Below are 19,032 nucleotides of genomic sequence, written 5' to 3'. Positions count from 1 at the left end.
TACCCATGTTTATACTCAATAAGGCTTCAAAGATTAAAAAGTGATCCCCATTCGAGGATTGCTTTTTATATCTATGAGAGGTCTGTCAAACTCGTTGCCGGGGCAGTCTATATCGGTTTTTCGGCTGCGAGCAGTACTGCTTTGACTTTATTCCCGATTGTCCTGATTTGTGGGTTATTGAAGCCACTTTGCTGGCACAGAGTCTTGGCGATATCGGGGGATAGTGGTGCATTGTTTGATGATTTAGTACCGTATGTTTTCACATAGCGATATTTCAGCGCTAATTGATTTAAAAGCGTCATACCATGCAAGGTAAAGCTCACGACAATTAATCGGCCACCATCTTTTAAAACGCGCAAGCACTCCGATAATAATGCTGATTGGTTCGGTACGATATGCAGCAGATTCGCCATAAACACGGTATCAAAAGAATTATCCGGGTACCTCAGGTTAAAACAGTCAGCCTGTTCAACCTGGATATGATGGCTTGTTTTAAAGCGCTCTCGAGTAACCGCTACCATATCTTCTGATAGGTCTGTGGCAACGATTGCTGTCGCTGCCGCAGCGATACTTTCGGTGTAAGTGCCATTACCGCAGCCCAATTCGAGTACGTTACCAAGGTCTGGGAATGACGTCAGCGCTTCTTTAACTTTATTAATGTCTTCAATACCTACGACGTAATTATTCTTTTCTTCGAAGCTGGTAGCAAATTTTTCCCATTTATTCATTGTCATTGATGATTCCTAATGCGATTGAATGAATCGGCATACAGACGCCATCTGTGTGGTGTTCTCTCTGAGCTACTTTTTAATTGATATTTATGCACTCAAGTTGGATTGTGCAGTGTCTTGCTACAGATAGCCAGAACAGGAAGCCCGCTACCAGTCCTTTTCAGGGCTGGCTTGTGTCGATTTGCAGGATGGATAGTCCGAGCAGCCCCAGAATTGCTGGCCGATATTTTTACCACGTTTTGCTGTGCGTAACACCATGGCTTTACCACATTTGGGGCAAGATTTCTCAGTAGCAAGAGTATGGCGTTTCTTCAGGCTTTCTAGATGTTGTTTATGAGTTTCTCTGGAAGGCTTCAAACGAAGGGTCTCTATTGCAGATATCAGTTGCTGTACTTCAGATTCTGAATATATTTGCTCATTAAAAGAGCGGATATACCGAATATAGCCTACTCCGCGTGTAACATTTTCGGGCATTGGTGTTTTAAATGTATTGTCGCCAAAAAATACAATAATGGAATGGATATTCTCAGGTGGAGTTTTAAGTGTTTCTTCGATGGCTTTTACATGTTTGTAATTCTGCCGAATCGGGTTCTGAAATTGGTAGCTCTTTTTGTAAATCTTTTGAGTCCACTGTGCCTGTCGTTCACTGCCAAATATCCAACCCTTCATATTTTTGGTTTCTACAACAAAGATACCGAAACGCGATATAAACAGATGGTCGATTTGGGTGGTTCCGTCGGCTGTTGCCAGTGTGACGTTATGGATGGGGTGGTAAGTTGTTTTGGGAAGGGTGAGCCTGGCAATCAGACGAATTATGAACTCACCCAGCATTCCCTTGAAGAAAGATGACCGCGAAAACGCTACCGCAAAAAGAATTGGAAGTAGCCACCAGAGCTGCAGTAGTTCATTAATGATAGGTGTGAAGTCCATATCGTTTACCAGAAAATATAGGTGATAATATAGACTCTAAACCAGAATCTATGTGTCAATCATGAAGAATTCTTTTTATTGTTGAAAACACTGTATTGGCTAGCATTCCAGATCAAAACGACTAAAACTAACAGATAGACTGGCAGGCTGACGGATACGAAAGCAATGTGAAGTAAGGGGATTATTAGCCAGTATGTATAAACTCCCCTGTAGATTAAAAAGGTGATTAGTAGAGAAGAGAGCAGGGAGGAGCCGACGAATATCGAAGTGCAAACAGCGACAAAGGTATCTCCTTCAGACCATGACATCGCATTGTCGTAAACAAAACCGATGTCCCTGATCAGGATGACTGTCAGGTATGTACTTACTAGAAGAGATACAATTGAAAGTGTCTTTGATAGTTGGTTTTTCACTTTAGTCATTATTCGGTCAGTTCAAGAAAGACAGTCAACACTTCTTTGGTTCCTTCGAGATCTATCATATTTAATTAAAATTTTAGTGATAGGCATGCGAGTTTTCAGAAATAACAGCCACCTGTTACTTCTGTTGATACGTTTGTTAGGTCGTTGATTCTGCAACAAATCTCCTAATGCTTCCAGTACAAACGAGCATTTCAGGGGCATATCTGTGTGCAATTGAGCAAGAAATTCGGCGGAGGTAGGTAATAAATTTATAGAGGTCCATGTTCTGTAATGCACGGACAAGCAAAAAAACTCAGCCATACGTGTCCAGAATACGGCTGAGTGGACCATTATCATTGTCCTAACGCTCATTCTCGTGGAGAGAGAAGGGGCAAGCAATGGAGGCCGGGGCAGGCCTCCGAAGGTTTCATCGTTAAGCCATCTTGGCGTGCAATGCGTTATCTGCGATTACCGACTCCTGAAAGGCTTTGATACCGCTTTTAGCGTTCGCTTCGCGTACCAGTTCCAGTTCTTCCGCAGTTGCGTACTTCGCATCCCATTCCAGTACTTTCGGAATCATCAGCTTGTGCCAAAGCGGTGGGATCAGGGCAACAACGATGGTGGTTAAGTATCCACTGATCATCATGGGTGCTTCCGGGTAAGGCTTGAGATCCTGGTATGGCACTTCGCCCTGGGCATGGTGGTGCGAGTGACGGGTCAGATTAAACATCGCCCAAGAGCTGATGCGTTTATTGGTGTTCCAGGAGTGGCGTGGTTGTACCGGAGTTTCCGGGTTACGAACCATACCGTAATGCTCCATGTAGTTGACGATTTCCAGCAGCGCTTTACCCCAAAGCATACAAGCGATGATAAACAGGGTTGGCATCAGGCCACTCAGGGCATAAGCAATTGCAACCAGAAACACACTCATAAGGTGGCCGCGAATCACAGCATTGCGGAGGCCGAACAGAGCATAGCCTTTACGTGTAAGACGTTTTTTCTCAATTTTCCAGGCACTGATATTGCCTTTGATGGTTGACGCCAGAATATGAAAGTAAACATTACGACCACGCGGTGCCGTTGCCGGATCTTCCTTTGTTGAGACATAGCGGTGGTGACCGTAGACATGTTCGATCGAGAAGATAGTGTCGAAACTGAACGCTAATAACCAGCGGCCAATCAGCATAGACGTAGGATCCCAGGTACGGTGAGTTAATTCATGGGCTGTGATTGTGCCTACCAAGCCAATAATCAGTCCGGCTAAAATAAACAGCGATATATAATGCGCGACGCCAAGGCTATCGCGGGCAGCGAGTACATCGTATCCGGTTATCTCCGAGGCGATTGCGCCAACAGAAAAGAGATCGGTAGCGCTGATATTCCACAACACCAAAAACATGACCAGCGCCAATAACGGCAATGCCATCCAGAGTTGTACTGTCAAAATCTGAGGCACTTTGTACTCCGGTGTTGACGTGTCGTCGCCTGAAATACTGTCGCCAACGATGTATACCAACAAAATCCCCGCCAGTGCATAGATAATGTAATCACCACTGAATATCAGGGCTGCAATGACCGACAGGCTGGTAGCGTGAAGCAAAAAATATTTCATGTAATGGAAAAGTATCATGGCTGAGTCTCCTAAGCTTTTTGTTATCGTTGTGTTTTGAAAATGGGTTAAGCGCTTTGTTTGAGGTTTGATTGCTGGGTTTCTGGCGCGAGCGTAACGAAGCGATCGGCGTGAATATGTTCTTGTTTAACACCTTGTTGCTTCAAAACGGCTTCTGCAGCATCGATCATGGCCGGCGGCCCACATAAATAGGCATGACTATCAGGGATGAGTGCTTCCTGAATGTACTCGGTCACCAGGCCACGCAAGCCCTGCCAATGTTCGTCTTCCGCTGAGGCATTGTCGGGCTCTTCGGATAGCACGGGCATAAACTCAAATGTCGCGTTCCACTGCTGTTGGATGCTAGCGATGGTTTCCAGCGCGTATAAATCCTGCTGAGTGCGCGCGCCAAACAACAGAAGCAGTGGACGGTGACGCGATTGTTTTACCTCCTCCTGTAACATGGCAATGATCGGCGCCAGACCGCTTCCTCCGGCGATCATTACGATCGGGTTTTGTGCCGGACGGAGCCAGAAATCTCCCAGCGGCCCCTTCACTGAAATGCGCTCTCCAATTTTCTGCTGTTGGTTGATAGCGCCCGAAAAACGACCTCCTGGCACTTCTCGAACGAAGAAACTCAGCTCAGTTTGGCTATTTGGGCTGGTGGTTGGGGCCGAGGCAAATGAGTAGCTGCGAGGCAGATCGGGTAGAGATGACAACGTCAGATCAGCAAACTGGCCTGGTTGATACTTCAGGGGTTCGCTGGTACGGATTTTCAGCTCTGTGATGTCATGCGTCAGGCGATTCTGGGCAACAATTTCGCCTGTTACCTCTTCCAGTGAGTGCTGCGGCAGGTCAAGAGTGATGCTGATATCGGTTTTCGGCACACTCTGACAAGCGAGAATGTAGCCGTTATCGAGATCGTCGTCCGAGAGAATGTAGCCAACATCGGTCAGTTCCTTAACCTTGCCTTCGGTGAGCTGACACTTACAAGCCGCACAGCCGCCAACCCGGCAAGAATGCGGAAATTCTATGTCATTGCGTAACGCGGCGTTCAGCAAGGTTTCTTTTGGTAAGACTTCGATAACCTGACCGTTAATATTTGCGTTGTGTGACTTTTTATTTTTTTGGAAAAATGAAAACATGGTTGCGCTCCGGGGTACTCGATAATGAGTAGGTTAGGGCAGCAGACCCGATTCTCTGAGAGCAGAGACTGACACGAGGGGGTCATTTTTTGACAATAGAACCAACAATAACAACAACCGTACAACCGTTAGCGCTACAAAGTGATATCACCCTGCCTGGATTCTACGTCGCCCAAATAGTCGATGTAGTGGCCAGCTTTGGTATTGATACCGGTGGCTGGGCCAGTGAACTGGGGCTTGAACCAATCGCGGAAGATCTCGATTCCGTGACGATGCCCTGGGACGTGTTTTACCGCATGGTACAGCAGGCCGAAGAGTACAGCGGAGACAAGGCCGTCGGCCTGATGGTAGGCCAGCGCTTGGCCGTGAACACGCATGGCATTCTTGGGTTTGCAGCAATGAACAGTGGTTCGATTCGCCAGGTGGTGGACCTGCTGGCTCGATTCATTCCATTGCGTACCGACCTGATTACTGTCGTGGGAGAGGTTTACGGGCAGCACTATCGCATTGTCTTTCAGGAGCGCCGTGAGTTGGACGATATACGTCGCAGCGTACTGGAAGCACTTGTGTTAGCGATTAAGAATATCCTTGATTTTATTGCTATGGGAGAGAAACTCGATCTGCAGATCGCGTTACCTTATCCGGTGCATCGATATGCAGATTTTTTGCGTTCCATGTTTAATACGCCGGTGGATTTTGCTCAGGACTGGGTCGGTATTTCACTACCATTGGATATTGTCGATCGACCGTTAAAAATGGCTAACAACGCGAGCTTTCGCGAAGCGATTAACATCTGTCAGCAGGATCTGGAGCAGTTGGAAAATCAGGACAGCCTGGCGACCCAGATTCAACAGCTTTTGTTATCTGGCAGTCAGCAGTTTCCAACTCTTGAAACCACCGCGCGTTGTTTTTATATGACGCCCAGAACGCTGCACAGACGATTAAAGGAAGAAGGAACCAGTTATAAATTCCTGGTAGAGGATGTTCGCCACCGGCTGGCATTACAGCACTTTAAGAAAGGCAATTTAACCATTCAGCAGGTTGCCTATGCACTTGGCTATTCCGATGTGGCGAATTTTCGTCGAGCCTTTAAGCGTTGGCAGGGGGTTCCTCCTTCGGAATATATTGAGTCATTAAAACCTGATTAGTGCCTCTGCTTGAATCGTTTGTATCGCAAGGTTAAACACGAATCTGGCGCTGCAGCACCGACAGTAACCCAGGACGATTCAGTTCGCTGTACAGCGAGCTGAGTTTTTCCAGTGGGTAACTGAAATCACTATCAACCCAGCGGCGTAAAATCATCCAGGATGCTCCGGCAAGGTAGTCAATCACATAGGCCAGCTCGTCCGGATCGCTTGGCGTTTTTATGTGGCAGCGAACGTATAAACCGATGGTGCGACTGATGTAATTCTGAAAGCGTTTTATCACCAGATGTTGAATATCGGCGGCTAAGGCCAATTTTGAGAAGCGTGCATGGTTTTTCCATTGCTCGAATAATAACGTTGAAATGACCGGATCAGGATCTGGTGATGCCTTAATATGTACGGCGATATCCTGGTAGAAGTCGTCAAATACCTCGTCAATGTAATCCAGTAATACGTCGTCCTTGCGCTTGAAATGCAGATAAAATGTCTGGCGAGCAATATCGGCCATGCCGGTAATATCAGAGATTTTAATTTTCTGATAGGGCTGTTTTTCCATCAGCCTCAGCAGAGCTTCAACAATCTGGCGTCGGGTGCGCTCTGTTCTTGGGTCGGGCTTTTCAGCGGTCATATATACGTGTTTTTGATCTGGCGAAATTTTTTGCGACATATCTACGATTCTGTCAATTACAGGACACTTCTTAATGTTATGTCCATTGAGGCTAAAGACAGACGCAATTTTAATCAAGCTCAGTCGCTCAAAAATGAAACGTTACGGAGATTATGTGATGGGAATAATTCGTCATCAGAGAAAGCGTCAGCAATTGAACCGTATTCCACTCTATAAGAACTATCACGAGCGGGTTAAATATCTGGCTAATAAGGATATGCCAATCGATTTTTTATTGGCGGGAGAATTAGCTCAGATTCAGACATTTGTGATCCCAAGTATCAGTCGCTTGTTGCATCGTACCAAACAATATGAAAACGCTGGAACAAAACGACTGGATGATACGCGTGCCATTCTTACCGAGTGTATGGTCGATACAGTTCATAGTGAGCGCGGCCAGACAATGGTCGAACAACTGAATTTTATTCATAGCCATTACCCGATCAGCAATGACGACTATTTGTATACGTTGGCGTTATTTATGGTAGAACCTGTGCGTTGGAGTGAAACTTTTGGTTATCGCCGTTTGTCGGAAGATGAAAAACAGGCGCTCTACCTGGAGTTTCGTGACCTTGGCATAGCGATGAATATTCAACAGATTCCAGAAGACTTTTATGCCGTTAAGCACTGGTATGAGCAATATCGTCGGCAGAATATGACGTTTGATCCGGCGAATAGGGCAGTTACCGAAGGGTTGATCAGAGGCATGCAAAATATGATGCCTAAATTCATTCGGTTGTTGACTAACCCCTTATTGCGTAATTTCGTTCTGACCATGGTAAACGATGATGAAGCGTTGAAAGCGCTGGGGATTAACCCCCCTTTGAAGCCAGTGCAGCAGTTATTTCGTGGAATAATGAGGTTGCGCGCACGAATTGCCAAACGCATTAATATCTGGCAGATATTTGATTACGAGAACAGTCTGATCTATCGCTATTATAAAAGTTATCCCGGTGGCTACCAGGTACGTTGTTTAGGGCCAGAAAAGATCATCAGTCGTTTACCCATGACCGAGAACGCCCCGGTATGCCCTTTTGGTGGAGCGCTGAACCGTCAGCAGGGAGAGGGAAACGAAGCGGTCGTTGAGTAAATCGAAAAACGCCTTAATCAAACCGCGCCCGACCCATTCCAACGGGTTTTGTGGCGTTTACCGTCGATGGGCTATTTGGCTGGGAGCGCTTTACCCGGGCGAAACGCGATGCTTAGCATGGATCGAGCAAAGAGCTGGCACCACAAACCCGCACCGTTCCATCGCGGGAATCATAACGAATGATGATTTGTCCGGTGTTTTGGTTACCCGAATCGCCATTTCGGCGATAGACATAGCTGCATATCTTATTGCTGGTATGCCTGAAAGAACGATAGTCTTGGCTGTTATTGTTAAACGCGGTTGTGGGTGCATCAACTAAGAGGCCGTCCCACAATTCATCACAGCCTTTCTGATTACGACCTACGTTTTCATTGCCGTTACCTTTATCGATACCAATCGGGTATCCGCTGTTATTGGTATCGACGTTATTATTTCCAAATCCCTGCAGGTCTTGTACCCGAATCGTATGCCCCTGACTCAGGAAGATGGCTTTCACAGTATTGACGACGCTGCGTAAGCTACCGGCTACCCCTTGGGCTTTGGCAATAGCGGCTTCTTCTGACAAATCGGATGCTCTGGGGAAAACAATGGCCGCAAGAACCCCCACCACCACCAGAGTGATGATCAATTCAACCAGAGTAAATCCTTGATGGTGTCGCATGGCAGCCTATAACCGTTACTGTCAATTGAGTATAGGAAACTCTCATCAAAGTGTCGTACTTTGTTATCTGGCGGTTGTTAAAAACCGTAAATCTTCAGGTTGACGCGATACTGCTCGCTGACCTCAGTTCCATCATCCCTTAATAGCTGAGCCTGACGTTCAGCAGCGTCACTGCCGGGCGGGAAGCTGATTCTGCCTTGGGAATTAATCACTTTAAACCATGGCAGAGCGGTGTCTTCTGGCAGGTTTTTCAGTACCTGGCCCACCCAGCGTGCCCGTCGCGGCAATCCAGCCAGTTCTGCCAGCTGGCCATAAGTGACAACCTTTGCTGCTGGGATATTAGCCAATGCAGTGTATAGCCGTTCGGTCGGACTGAGTTCGCCAGTCATAAGGCAGTAAGTTCCTGATCGATCATTATGGCGAGGATGATCTGCTTCATAAGTCTCTCTGTAAAGCTGCGGGTTCGCATAAGTGAGTCCTGATAGTGGACTTTTTGGCAGGCTGTATTTTTCTTGGTCTGCTTCTTGCTGATTGATTTGTTGTTAGTGCCTTTAGCCCTTCAACATCAGTCATCAGGGAGAGTCAGACAGTCATGGACATTAATACACGAAATATCCCGGCAGCAGCGGCAACCTCTGGTGTCGAGCGGCAACAGCAGCGGCAAATGCATGCCTATACAACGGCATCTGCCGCCTCTGAAAGTTATCAGATCAGTGATCGCGGACAGAAATACAGTGAGGAGTTAGAGAAAACCACGCAGCTATTATTTGAGCTTGCACCTCTGAAACTGCCGGGGCCAGCGGATATTAAACAGTTCGAGCAGGACTTTGGACGAGCACTGCAAAAGGCTGGTATAGACGGCGATGAAACGATCGAACTGACCACCGACTATAGCGGTAAAGTCATCGTGTTAAATGATCATCCGAAGAAAAAACAGATAGAGGCCATGTTTGAAAAAGAACCGGAATTGCAGCAACAATTTGTTAAAGCCAGTCAGGCTAAAACCTTTGAGCAGTTGGCTGAGCTGCATAAACAGTGGCTGAATAAAATTGAATCCGGTATGGATGAGCAGGCTGCTGGGTTATGGTTGGTGAATCAGGCCAGGTCATTGAGTGATCGCCCTCAGGTCATGAAGTTTAACTCCGATGGCAGCCAGGCGGTGGCAAATTCAAACAGCCAGGGAACGCCCCAGGAAAATATGATGGCGGCGTTCTATCGTCAGATATCCGGCTAGGCACTTCAGCGGAAAATATAAAATATCAATAAGCCCTCAGAGGAGGGCCTATTGATTGGCTACAACATCGATAAATTACAAACGTAAGCCACCGTCTACTTCAACCATACGACCCGATACGTAATCGTTTTCCATCAGATAGGCGACGGTGTGCGCGATTTCTTCCGGTTGACCCATGCGTTTGGCCGGAATACCCGCTGTCATTTTGTCCAACGCTTCCGGTTTCATACCGGCTGTCATCTCGGTGGCAATAAAGCCAGGAGCAATAGCGTTTGAACGAATGTTATAGCGCGCCAGTTCTTTCGCCCAAACCACGGCCATTGAGGCAACACCGGCTTTTGCGGCTGAGTAGTTACTCTGGCCCATATTACCGGCACGCGAAATGCTGGAGATATTGATGATACAACCACCTTCACCGGATTCGATCATTTTGACTGCGGCTTCACGGCCACACAGGAAAACACCGGTCAGGTTTACATCAATGACGGTTTGCCACTGAGCCAGTGACATTTTGGTGATTTCGCCATTTTTAGCTTTTACCATCAAACCATCACGCAAGACACCCGCGTTGTTTACCAGACCATGCAAGCCACCCATTTGGGCAACAATGCCGGAGAAGGTCTCTTCTACCTGTTGCTCATCAGCAACGTTGCACAGGAACGTTGAAGCGCTGGAACCAGCGGCTTCCACCTGAGCTTTTGTTTCATCCATCAAATCCTGATTAAGGTCGATAACGGCGATCCTTGCCCCTTTTTCTGCAAGATAGACTGCCATAGCACGACCTAAACCCTGGCCTGCACCAGTGATGGCAATCACTTTGTCTTGTAAGTTCATATGAACTCCAGTTAATTGACTTAAGGGGATTTTCATCCCGGCTTCATACCACTCAATTCAGGAAAACCGGGGTTCAGGAAGGCGCAGATACTTGCCTTTCCTGATGCAGCGAAAGTATAGACAAATACCGACATAAATCGTGCCCTTGACAAGCGAATTGCTAGGTAGAAATCCTGAATTTTTGCCGCTAAATTGCCAGTATTTTGTGTTTTATTGTCCACGGTTCGCTTTACAAATACTTAAGTGCAATCAAATGCTGTGGGTGAAATGCCTTTGGCGTTGATGCACGGTCTGGTTTTACCGGATATCGCGCATTTCATTGACCGTATTTATGTCCTTTTTAAACACAGTTGTTATCCTCGGTTGAGCAGATAGATCAATTATCCAGCGCATTTCATCCCTTGACCCTGAGAAGGCCCTTACGTAGCGTGAGTTGCCATAACATAAATCGACCTAAACGAAGTTTGGCCGCACAGAGCATCATAATAAAAAACCGTTCGGGAGCCGCTATGACCCTGCCATTACAAGGAATGTTAGTACTTGATTTATCCCGCTTGTTGCCTGGACCTATGTGCTCCATGCACCTGCGTGATATGGGTGCTCGAGTGATCAAGATCGAAGATACCGGCGTTGGCGACTATGTGCGCACTCTGGGTATGCCCGAGGGCATGGTGAGCCCGGCATTTGATATTCTCAATCGCGGCAAAGAGTCGATTTCTATTGATATCACCACGCCCACAGGCCACGAAATTCTGATGGGGCTGGTTAAACAAGCGGACGTATTACTGGAGAGTTTTCGTCCGGGGGTAATGGAACGTTTGGGTCTGAGTTATAGCTCGCTCAAAGCCACCAACCCTCAGATCGTGGTGTGTGCTATATCCGGCTATGGCCAGACCGGCCCGTGGGCGAATAAAGCCGGTCATGATATGAATTACACCGCTACTGCAGGCATTCTCGATCAGTGTGGTGAAGCGGGTGGTGCGCCAACGCTGAGTAATTTCCAGATTGCTGATCTAGCTGGTGGTGCGCTAAGCGGTGCCATGGCGATTCTGGCTGGTTTAGTAGGCCGCTTGCGCAACGGCGAAGGTTGTTATCTGGATATTTCCATGACCGACTGCGCGTTTGCCAATAACGTCATTCCGCTCTCGGTGATGAATATGGCTGGTCGAACCCTGGCGCGCGGAGAAGATATGCTCACCGGTGAACGTCCCTGTTACGCCCTGTATGCAACCTCCGATGGCAAACATATGGCCGTGGGTTCTCTTGAAGCAAAATTCTGGGCACAGGTGTGTGACACCCTAGGCCACCCGGAATGGAAAGAGCGTTACACCGATAAAGGCGAGCTGGCCGAACAATTACGCGCCGAAGTGGCTGCCGTTTTTGCCGGTCAGCCACAATCGTACTGGCGAGATGTGTTTGCTGATATCGATTGCTGTGTGACGCCGGTTTTGAAACTCGAAGAAGCCTTCGAGCATCCTCAACTATTAGCCCGTGAAATGGTACAGGTACTAACCAACCAGGCTGGACAAAAATTACGTTGCCCGGCACCGGCGATTAATTTCGCCTCCGATAACAACGCTAAAAAAGAATTAATTAACGAATCTGGCCCGACTCAGGGACAACATTCAAAAAGTATTTTAAGTGAGCTGAAATACGCGGCTCAGGATATTGAAGAATTTATTCAGCAGGGCGTTTTGCGCGCTGACTGATGTTCTCTTAATTATTCAGAAACCCATTTTAAAAAGATAATTAACTGGAGTGAATGCGATGATCCCACGTAATGTCTACACCGAAGAACACGACATGTTTCGCGACGCGGTACGCAAATTCATGCAGCGTGAAATTGAGCCCCACACCGAGCAGTGGGAAAAAGATGGTCACATTTCCCGTGAAGCCTGGAAAAAGGCCGGTGATGCCGGAATTCTGTGTACCCATCTGCCAGCAGAATATGGCGGTTCTGAAGTGGATTTCCGTTATTCAGCCATTGCGATTGAAGAGCAAATGCGTGTTTTTGCGACGGGTCCGGGTTTTTCTCTGCATTCCGATATCGTTGCGCCTTATATCCTGCATTACGGCAACGAAGCACAAAAACAAAAGTGGCTGCCAAAAATGGCATCTGGTGATGTGATTACGGCTATCGCCATGACCGAACCCGGTGCGGGTTCTGATCTGGCTGGTGTACGTACCTCGGCGGTACAGGATGGTGATGATTACGTCATTAACGGCTCCAAAACCTTTATCACCAACGGCCAAATGGCTGATCTGATTATTGTGGTGGCTAAAACTGACACATCCGCAGGCGCCAAAGGTGTCAGTCTGTTTCTGGTTGAAGCGGATCGGGCAGGCTTCCAGCGTGGTCAGAACCTGAACAAGGTGGGTATGAAAGCTCAGGACACCTCTGAGCTGTTTTTCGACAACGTCCGTGTTCCGAAAGATAATCTGTTAGGCCAGGAAAATAAGGGATTTATTTACCTGATGCAGGAACTGCCGCAAGAGCGTTTAAGTGTCGCGCTGATGGCGGTGGGTGCGATGCGTGCCTGTTATGACGCAACCGTGGAATACGTGAAAGAGCGCAAAGCATTTGGTAAACCAATTGCTGCATTACAAAACACCCGCTTTAAACTGGCTGAAATTCTGACCGAAGTTGAAGTCACCCAAGCCTATGTTGACCGCTGCTTAGCGTTACATTGCGAGGGTCAGCTCAGTGTTGAAGCCGCTGCGTCCTGCAAGTTATGGGCAACTGAAGCCCAGTGCCGCATTATCGATGAATGTGTGCAACTGCACGGTGGTTACGGTTATATGTGGGAATACCCGGTTGCTCGTGCTTATGCAGATGCCCGTGTACAGCGCATCTACGCCGGTACTTCCGAAATTATGAAAGAAATTATTTCTCGCACCATTTAATTGAAACTATTTAAAAATTAGTAAAAACGAACTCAGAGTGTGAGCGAGGCAGGCAGAACAAGGAAAAACTAACGAAAAAAGCGGAGTTTATAAGTAATAAATGAGCAATTTTGAGTTAGTTATGACGCAGTTCTGGCAACGCAGGTAACTCTGAGACGTTTTTAGGAGAAAGAGATGAGCGAAGCCTATATTTACGACGCGGTACGCACTCCTCGCGGTCGCGGAAAAGCGGATGGCAGTTTGCATCCGGTTACCCCGATTAAATTAATGTCCGGCCTGTTAAAAGGTCTGCAACAACGTCACGATTTAGATACTTCTCTGATTGATGACGTGGTTCTGGGTTGTGTTGAACCGGTCATGGAACAGGGTGCTGATATTGCCCGTACTGCGGTTTTAATGGCCGATTACAGCCAGCAGACGGCTGGTACTGTCGTGAGCCGTTTCTGTGCTTCCGGTCTGGAAGCTGTGAACATGGCTTCTGCCAAAGTAAAAGCGGGCGAAGCTCAGCTGACTATTGGTGGTGGTGTTGAATGTATGTCTCGTGTGCCTATGGGCGGCAGCGGTGGTGCGTATTACACCGACCCATACGTAACCAACAAACTGTCTTTTACTCCGCAGGGTGTTTCTGCCGATCTAATTGCGACACTGGAGGGTTTCACCCGTGAAGACGTTGATGCTTACGCGGTTGAATCTCAGCGTCGTGCGACACATGCCTGGGAAAACGGCTACTTCGATAAGTCGGTGATTGCGGTAAAAGACGAGCTGGGGCAGGTGATACTGGCGAAAGACGAACACATGCGTCCTGGTGTTAGCATTGAAGATTTAGGTGGACTGCGTGCTTCATTCGAAGGTCCGGGAAAAATCGGTTTCGATGCCATTGCACAGCAGGTTTACCCTCAGGTAGAAAGCATTAATCATGTTCACCACGCGGGTAACTCCTCCGGCATTGCTGATGGTGCGGCTGCGGTATTAATCGGTAGTAAAGAGGCCGGCGAAAAAATGGGTCTGAAACCTCGCGCTCGTATTGTTGCTCAGGCCTCTGTGGGTTCAGAGCCAACCATTATGCTGACGGGCCCGACTCCCAGTGCCTTAAAAGCGTTAAATAATGCCGGCATGAAACCGGAAGACATCGATCTGTGGGAATTAAACGAAGCCTTTGCTGCGGTTGTTCTGAAGATGATGAAAGATCTGGATATTCCACGCGAGAAAATTAACGTCAACGGTGGTTCTATCGCCATGGGTCACCCATTGGGTGCAACCGGTGCGATGATTTTAGGCACGGTTCTCGATGAGCTGGAACGCACCGGTAAAAAGACTGCATTAATTAATCTGTGCGTTGGCGGTGGTATGGGTACCGCAACCATCATCGAGCGAGTGTAAGAGGAGACACGTTATGACTAAATCTATTTTCTCTTACGAGATCGATACCGACGGCTTAGCGGTATTAACCTGGGACGACCAGAATGGCCCGGTTAACTCTTTATCCCAGGCGGCGATGCAGTCTCTGTCTGACAATGTTGATGAGCTGGTGGCTAACGTTGATGTAAAAGGTGTGGTACTGGCTTCGGGTAAATCGGATTTTGTGGTGGGTGCCAACCTGAAAGAAATCCTGACCATGCAAACCGGCGACTACGAAAAAGACGTTGCCAGCACCATGGAATTTATTCGTTTAATACACTCCACTATGCGCAAAATGGAAACCGGTGGTAAGCCGTTTGTTGCGGCTTTAAACGGTACTGCGCTGGGTGGTGGTATGGAAGTAGCGCTGGCGTGTCATCAGCGTATTGCTGCGGATAATGCGAAAGCTAAGTTTGGCTTCCCGGAAGTCAACTTAGGCCTGCTGCCAGGTGGCGGTGGTACTCAGCGCCTGGCGCGTATGGTGGGTGTTGAAAAATCTCTGCCTTGGTTGACTCAGGCCACGCAAGTCGGCCCTGAGCCTGCTTTAGAAGCGGGACTGGTTGATCAGGTGGTTGCCGCGGATGACGTTATTGCAACGGCTAAACAGTGGTTAAAAGATAATCCGGCAGCGATTCAGCCATGGGATGTTTCCCGTATTGATCGTAAGAAAAAATTCCGCCTGCCGGGTGGCGAAGTTCAGACACCAAAAGTGTCGCAGGTATTTATGGGCGCAGAAGCCATGCTGCGTAAGAAAACCCTGGGTAACTACAATGCGCCACAGAAAATTTTGGAAGTACTGTTTGAAGGTTGCCAGGCACCAATCGATGCGGCACTGGAAATAGAGGCTCTTGGTTTTACTCAACTGCTGTTATCCAGCCAGTCTAAAGCCATGATCCGTACCTTCTTTATGGCGTTGCAGGATGCTAACAAGCTGAAAAACCGTCCGAAAGGCGTCGATAAAGCACGCTTCTCAAAAGTCGGTATTTTAGGTGCAGGCATGATGGGGGCCGGTATTGCGTATGCTTCTGCTATGTCGGGCATTCAGGTTGTACTGCTGGATAGCACTCAGGAATCGGCTGATAAAGGTAAGGCGTATTCTGAGGGCCTGCTGACCAAGCGTGTTTCTCGCGGCAAGATGGCCGAAGAAAAAGCACAGGGCGTTCTAAGTTTAATCAAAGCAACCACCGATTACGCTGATTTGGAAGGTTGTGAGCTGGTAATCGAAGCGGTATTCGAAGACCGCGCGATTAAAGCAGACGTTACGGCTAAAGCGGAAGCGGTGATTGGCGAAGGCGCCATTTTTGCTTCCAATACTTCAACGCTGCCAATTACTGGCCTGGCGGAAGCGAGCAAACGCCCGGAGCAGTTTATTGGTCTGCACTTCTTCTCACCGGTCGACAAAATGCAGCTGGTGGAAGTGATTCTGGGCGAAAAAACCTCGGATGAAACACTGGCGAAATCTCTGGATTACATCCAGCAGATCCGAAAAATTCCTATTACGGTGAACGACAGCCGTGGTTTCTACACGTCTCGTGTATTCAAAACCTACGTACTGGAAGGCATGGCGTTGCTGAAAGAAGGTGTAGCTCCGGCACTGATTGAAAACGCTGGCCGTATGGCGGGTATGCCGGTTGGCCCTCTGGTGTTGACTGACGAAGTTACGCTGGAATTAATGGATCGCATTTCAACTCAGACCCGCAAAGATCTGGGTGACGCCTACATCGAACACCCAGCTGACGAAGTCGTGAACTTTATGGTTCACGAAGTAAAACGTATCGGTAAAAAAGTAGGGCAGGGCTTCTATGACTACTCAGAGGATCGTCGCGACAAGAAGCTGTGGTCTGGTTTAGCCGAGCGCTTCCCGGTGGCTGCAGAACAGCCTGACGTTGAATACGTCAAAGAGCGTTTGTTAGCGGTGCAAGCGGTTGAAACCCTGCACTGTTTTAACGAAAACGTTATCACCAACGCGATGGAAGCGGATATCGGTTCTATCTTCGGTTGGGGCTTCGCGGCACAGACCGGCGGTGTGATTTCTTATGTTGAAACCATTCTGGGCCTGGAAAGCTTCATCAAGCTTGCTGATGACCTGGCTGAAAATGTTGGTCAGCGCTACGCGTTGCCAGCGATGGTTCGCGAAAAGGCAGCGAAAGGCGAGTCCTTTTATCGTTAAGTATTACTGCGGTTAACTAACCGTTGTTAGATTGCTTTAAAAAAACCGGATCTGGAAACAAATCCGGTTTTTTTGTAGGTACTACAGAACATTCGCTGCTTTAGTGCCGCACCTCTGTGCTTCTTAGGGAAATGGATGTGCTCTGGATGGGCCATGTCAAGTGTGGAGGACAGAGGTATCATCGGTGATGATAGTTAGGGTAAAGTTATGGTGCTGAGGCAGTGAGTCTGGGGTACAAGGATTCCTCTGAAGAATGAGGTATCGACACTTTATTGTTATGGAACGAAATATTGGGTTGGTGAAGAGTTTATGTGGGAAATAATTCACGACTGGAGTGACGTATGTTACCCCTGCAATTTGAAGCCACTTTGGCAGCAAGAGTTTACTCTGCTGTTTTTCCTGGTGGGATTTGGGTATGGAGCATATCGAATTCGACAGCAAATGATTGAGGATGGAAAGGCAAGCAGTTACTGGGTTGCTTTTCCTATATCTTTTCTTAAAAAGATTAAATTTCCTATTTGGTTGCCTTTTTTCTTAGTGGGTTTTTATTCGCTATATCATTCGATTTTTTATACCTATGAAGTGTTAACTGATCAGTATATCGATCGCGAATACAATCGATTAGAAGCGCGTCTCGAAGAAGGCCCTACATATTGTGTTCAAGGGCAACACGCTGAAAGTTATTTAGTGAAGACTGGTAAGAGGCGAGGTGATCACTATGTGAAGTTTGACAGTGGCGATGAATTTTATACAGGGGTCTCCGATACAAATCGCCGATGCTTTGGTATTGGTGAGTTCTTTTATCGAGAATTCTATGACGTCAAGGAGAAACTTGGCACAGACCAGGTCGAGTTTAAAATGTGTTGGGTGGTAGATGTTGATGATAAGAGGTCTCTGTCTGTAGAGGGTGGTGGAAAGTGCATTTTTGAACTGAAGTATCGGGCTCTTGAGCCATCCCCATCTTAACGTTTGCGATGGTTGATGAGAAAGCAGTAAAAGGCGAGTCTTTCTACGGCTAAGTCTTACTGCGGTTAATTAACCGTTGTTAGATTGCTTTAAAAGAAACCGGATCTGGAAACAGATCCGGTTTTTTTATGGCCAAGTAAGAGAGAAGAAACAGGCTGGCCCGATATTGTTGGTGAAATTATTGAATTTCCGGTTCGGGCCGCCATTCTCGCAGCCTGCACTCTGGCAAGAACAATCAGAACGTTGGACGATTAATCTAGTCTGAAATAACCGGCGCTAGCGAATAGACCAACGTACCCTCGTGTTTGGCATCCAGTCCAACAGGTTGAGCGTTTTTATCGTTAAACTGCGAATAGTCTATCTCGCTACCATTTGAGTAACGGACGGTATAAGAGCATTGAGTACGCGCCAGTGGTTGATATTTTACGTTGCTATTCTCACAAACAGAGCTGGCGTTGCCATCGCGACTCACATCAATGGCAAAGTAGTGCCGGGCGACAAAATCAGTACTTGGGCTCAGGTCTGCAATAAAACGAATTTCATCGGTCAGTTCGGGTTCGGCCTTCAGGCAACTTGTATCTGGGTCTGAACTAACCATATAGGTCTGATCAGCTTTGCTGGCGGATTCAACGTTAATACGTAAGCCATTATCTTGTGGAGTAAAGGTTAACGTCCGGCTTTCTTCGCCGCTGTAGCTTGCCGTAAATTTTTGCTCAGCTTCGAAGTTTCGGACCGCAATACTGGAACATTGCTCCTGTGAGTCTTCATCGCCAATACAGCCGGTTAATACCAGCGTCAGTGTTGCTGCCAATGCTTGCTTCAAAATTAACATCCTTGTGTTCACGATATTTTCTTAATAACAATATTGTAATCAATTAGCCGTTGCAAAGATATGACAAGTGTCTGGTAATACCCAGGAAAGTTCTCATTGTTTTATAGCGGTTTTGAGCAACAGTCCTTCTAACGATCACATCTTCAGAAAGCCTTCATTAAGCACTTTAATCAATCTCATCTACGCTGGTTCATTAGACATAGATGTGACCAATCACTGTCATAAACATCTTTCATTATCGTTTGGGAACCAGGCTGGCATTATGGACTCTTACTAAAAATCACAACACTAACTGACTTAGTCAAACAGGATAGC

Annotated in this window: 17 protein-coding genes; 8 read left to right on the top strand and 9 right to left on the bottom strand. The window is 47.4% G+C overall.

Going from position 1 to position 19,032, the window contains the following annotated elements; all coding sequences use genetic code 11:
- Positions 1–107 precede the first annotated feature (107 nt).
- From MK185_00940 to MK185_00925, 4 genes are all read right to left on the bottom strand, one after another.
- Positions 108–734: a class I SAM-dependent methyltransferase gene (locus tag MK185_00940; protein ID MCH2039188.1), complete on the bottom strand. Its 627-nt coding sequence runs from the start codon at positions 732–734 to the stop codon at positions 108–110.
- Between the two features lie 144 nt (positions 735–878).
- Positions 879–1,661 (bottom strand): NERD domain-containing protein, encoded by a 783-nt coding sequence (locus MK185_00935; GenBank protein ID MCH2039187.1) that lies wholly within the window; start codon positions 1,659–1,661, stop codon positions 879–881.
- An 834-nt stretch (positions 1,662–2,495) separates the two neighbouring features.
- Positions 2,496–3,692, bottom strand: a complete 1,197-nt coding sequence (locus tag MK185_00930; protein MCH2039186.1) for an alkane 1-monooxygenase — start codon at positions 3,690–3,692, stop codon at positions 2,496–2,498.
- 47 nt (positions 3,693–3,739) lie between these two features.
- The gene (locus MK185_00925; GenBank protein ID MCH2039185.1) at positions 3,740–4,816 is read right to left on the bottom strand and encodes a 2Fe-2S iron-sulfur cluster binding domain-containing protein; all 1,077 of its coding nucleotides are present in this window, start codon (positions 4,814–4,816) and stop codon (positions 3,740–3,742) included.
- An 89-nt stretch (positions 4,817–4,905) separates the two neighbouring features.
- On the opposite strand from MK185_00925, the gene MK185_00920 reads away from it, so the two are divergent.
- Positions 4,906–5,964 (top strand): AraC family transcriptional regulator, encoded by a 1,059-nt coding sequence (locus MK185_00920; GenBank protein MCH2039184.1) that lies wholly within the window; start codon positions 4,906–4,908, stop codon positions 5,962–5,964.
- Between the two features lie 31 nt (positions 5,965–5,995).
- On the opposite strand, the gene MK185_00915 is transcribed toward MK185_00920, so the two are convergent.
- Positions 5,996–6,628, bottom strand: a complete 633-nt coding sequence (locus MK185_00915) for a TetR/AcrR family transcriptional regulator (protein MCH2039183.1) — start codon at positions 6,626–6,628, stop codon at positions 5,996–5,998.
- Positions 6,629–6,722: 94 nt separating this feature from the next.
- On the opposite strand from MK185_00915, the gene MK185_00910 reads away from it, so the two are divergent.
- Positions 6,723–7,718, top strand: coding sequence for a DUF2236 domain-containing protein (locus MK185_00910; protein MCH2039182.1), 996 nt, complete (start codon positions 6,723–6,725; stop codon positions 7,716–7,718).
- Positions 7,719–7,830: 112 nt separating this feature from the next.
- Here the strand turns inward: MK185_00910 and MK185_00905 are convergent, their stop codons facing one another.
- Together MK185_00905 and MK185_00900 are read right to left on the bottom strand one after the other, a co-directional pair.
- Entirely contained in the window at positions 7,831–8,379 is a 549-nt protein-coding gene (locus tag MK185_00905; protein ID MCH2039181.1) for a prepilin-type N-terminal cleavage/methylation domain-containing protein, read from the bottom strand.
- Positions 8,380–8,456: 77 nt separating this feature from the next.
- Positions 8,457–8,768, bottom strand: a complete 312-nt coding sequence (locus tag MK185_00900) for an MGMT family protein (protein ID MCH2039180.1) — start codon at positions 8,766–8,768, stop codon at positions 8,457–8,459.
- A gap of 203 nt (positions 8,769–8,971) precedes the next feature.
- On the opposite strand from MK185_00900, the gene MK185_00895 reads away from it, so the two are divergent.
- Positions 8,972–9,613, top strand: a complete 642-nt coding sequence (locus MK185_00895; protein MCH2039179.1) for a hypothetical protein — start codon at positions 8,972–8,974, stop codon at positions 9,611–9,613.
- A 75-nt stretch (positions 9,614–9,688) separates the two neighbouring features.
- Here the strand turns inward: MK185_00895 and MK185_00890 are convergent, their stop codons facing one another.
- Positions 9,689–10,447: an SDR family oxidoreductase gene (locus tag MK185_00890; GenBank protein ID MCH2039178.1), complete on the bottom strand. Its 759-nt coding sequence runs from the start codon at positions 10,445–10,447 to the stop codon at positions 9,689–9,691.
- A 509-nt stretch (positions 10,448–10,956) separates the two neighbouring features.
- Between MK185_00890 and MK185_00885 the strand changes: the two genes are divergently transcribed.
- The 5 genes from MK185_00885 to MK185_00865 all read left to right on the top strand — a co-directional run bounded on the left by MK185_00885 (position 10,957) and on the right by MK185_00865 (position 17,885).
- Entirely contained in the window at positions 10,957–12,156 is a 1,200-nt protein-coding gene (locus MK185_00885; GenBank protein ID MCH2039177.1) for a CoA transferase, read from the top strand.
- A 58-nt stretch (positions 12,157–12,214) separates the two neighbouring features.
- On the top strand, positions 12,215–13,351 hold the full coding sequence (locus MK185_00880) for an acyl-CoA dehydrogenase family protein (GenBank protein ID MCH2039176.1): 1,137 nt from the start codon (positions 12,215–12,217) through the stop codon (positions 13,349–13,351).
- Between the two features lie 174 nt (positions 13,352–13,525).
- A complete protein-coding gene (locus MK185_00875; GenBank protein MCH2039175.1) occupies positions 13,526–14,731 on the top strand; it encodes an acetyl-CoA C-acetyltransferase in 1,206 nt (401 codons plus the stop codon).
- Positions 14,732–14,744: 13 nt separating this feature from the next.
- Positions 14,745–16,919, top strand: a complete 2,175-nt coding sequence (locus MK185_00870) for a 3-hydroxyacyl-CoA dehydrogenase NAD-binding domain-containing protein (protein ID MCH2039174.1) — start codon at positions 14,745–14,747, stop codon at positions 16,917–16,919.
- A gap of 309 nt (positions 16,920–17,228) precedes the next feature.
- Positions 17,229–17,885, top strand: a complete 657-nt coding sequence (locus MK185_00865) for a hypothetical protein (GenBank protein ID MCH2039173.1) — start codon at positions 17,229–17,231, stop codon at positions 17,883–17,885.
- A gap of 256 nt (positions 17,886–18,141) precedes the next feature.
- Here the strand turns inward: MK185_00865 and MK185_00860 are convergent, their stop codons facing one another.
- Positions 18,142–18,708 (bottom strand): hypothetical protein, encoded by a 567-nt coding sequence (locus MK185_00860; protein MCH2039172.1) that lies wholly within the window; start codon positions 18,706–18,708, stop codon positions 18,142–18,144.
- Positions 18,709–19,032 lie beyond the last annotated feature (324 nt).

This window comes from Saccharospirillaceae bacterium, from assembly GCA_022448365.1.
In the GTDB taxonomy this organism is placed as follows: Bacteria; Pseudomonadota; Gammaproteobacteria; order Pseudomonadales; family Oceanobacteraceae; genus Bacterioplanoides.
Note: the sequence above shows the minus strand (reverse complement) of the source record. Positions and strands in the feature narration are given on the sequence as shown.

Coding starts and splice junctions, on each gene's coding strand:
- MK185_00940 (MCH2039188.1), bottom strand. CDS start 734: ATGACAATGAATAAATGGGAAAAATTTGCTACCAGCTTCGAAGAAAAG.
- MK185_00935 (MCH2039187.1), bottom strand. CDS start 1,661: ATGGACTTCACACCTATCATTAATGAACTACTGCAGCTCTGGTGGCTA.
- MK185_00930 (MCH2039186.1), bottom strand. CDS start 3,692: ATGATACTTTTCCATTACATGAAATATTTTTTGCTTCACGCTACCAGC.
- MK185_00925 (MCH2039185.1), bottom strand. CDS start 4,816: ATGTTTTCATTTTTCCAAAAAAATAAAAAGTCACACAACGCAAATATT.
- MK185_00915 (MCH2039183.1), bottom strand. CDS start 6,628: ATGTCGCAAAAAATTTCGCCAGATCAAAAACACGTATATATGACCGCT.
- MK185_00910 (MCH2039182.1), top strand. CDS start 6,723: ATGAAACGTTACGGAGATTATGTGATGGGAATAATTCGTCATCAGAGA.
- MK185_00905 (MCH2039181.1), bottom strand. CDS start 8,379: ATGCGACACCATCAAGGATTTACTCTGGTTGAATTGATCATCACTCTG.
- MK185_00900 (MCH2039180.1), bottom strand. CDS start 8,768: ATGACTGGCGAACTCAGTCCGACCGAACGGCTATACACTGCATTGGCT.
- MK185_00895 (MCH2039179.1), top strand. CDS start 8,972: ATGGACATTAATACACGAAATATCCCGGCAGCAGCGGCAACCTCTGGT.
- MK185_00890 (MCH2039178.1), bottom strand. CDS start 10,447: ATGAACTTACAAGACAAAGTGATTGCCATCACTGGTGCAGGCCAGGGT.
- MK185_00885 (MCH2039177.1), top strand. CDS start 10,957: ATGACCCTGCCATTACAAGGAATGTTAGTACTTGATTTATCCCGCTTG.
- MK185_00880 (MCH2039176.1), top strand. CDS start 12,215: ATGATCCCACGTAATGTCTACACCGAAGAACACGACATGTTTCGCGAC.
- MK185_00875 (MCH2039175.1), top strand. CDS start 13,526: ATGAGCGAAGCCTATATTTACGACGCGGTACGCACTCCTCGCGGTCGC.
- MK185_00870 (MCH2039174.1), top strand. CDS start 14,745: ATGACTAAATCTATTTTCTCTTACGAGATCGATACCGACGGCTTAGCG.
- MK185_00865 (MCH2039173.1), top strand. CDS start 17,229: ATGTGGGAAATAATTCACGACTGGAGTGACGTATGTTACCCCTGCAAT.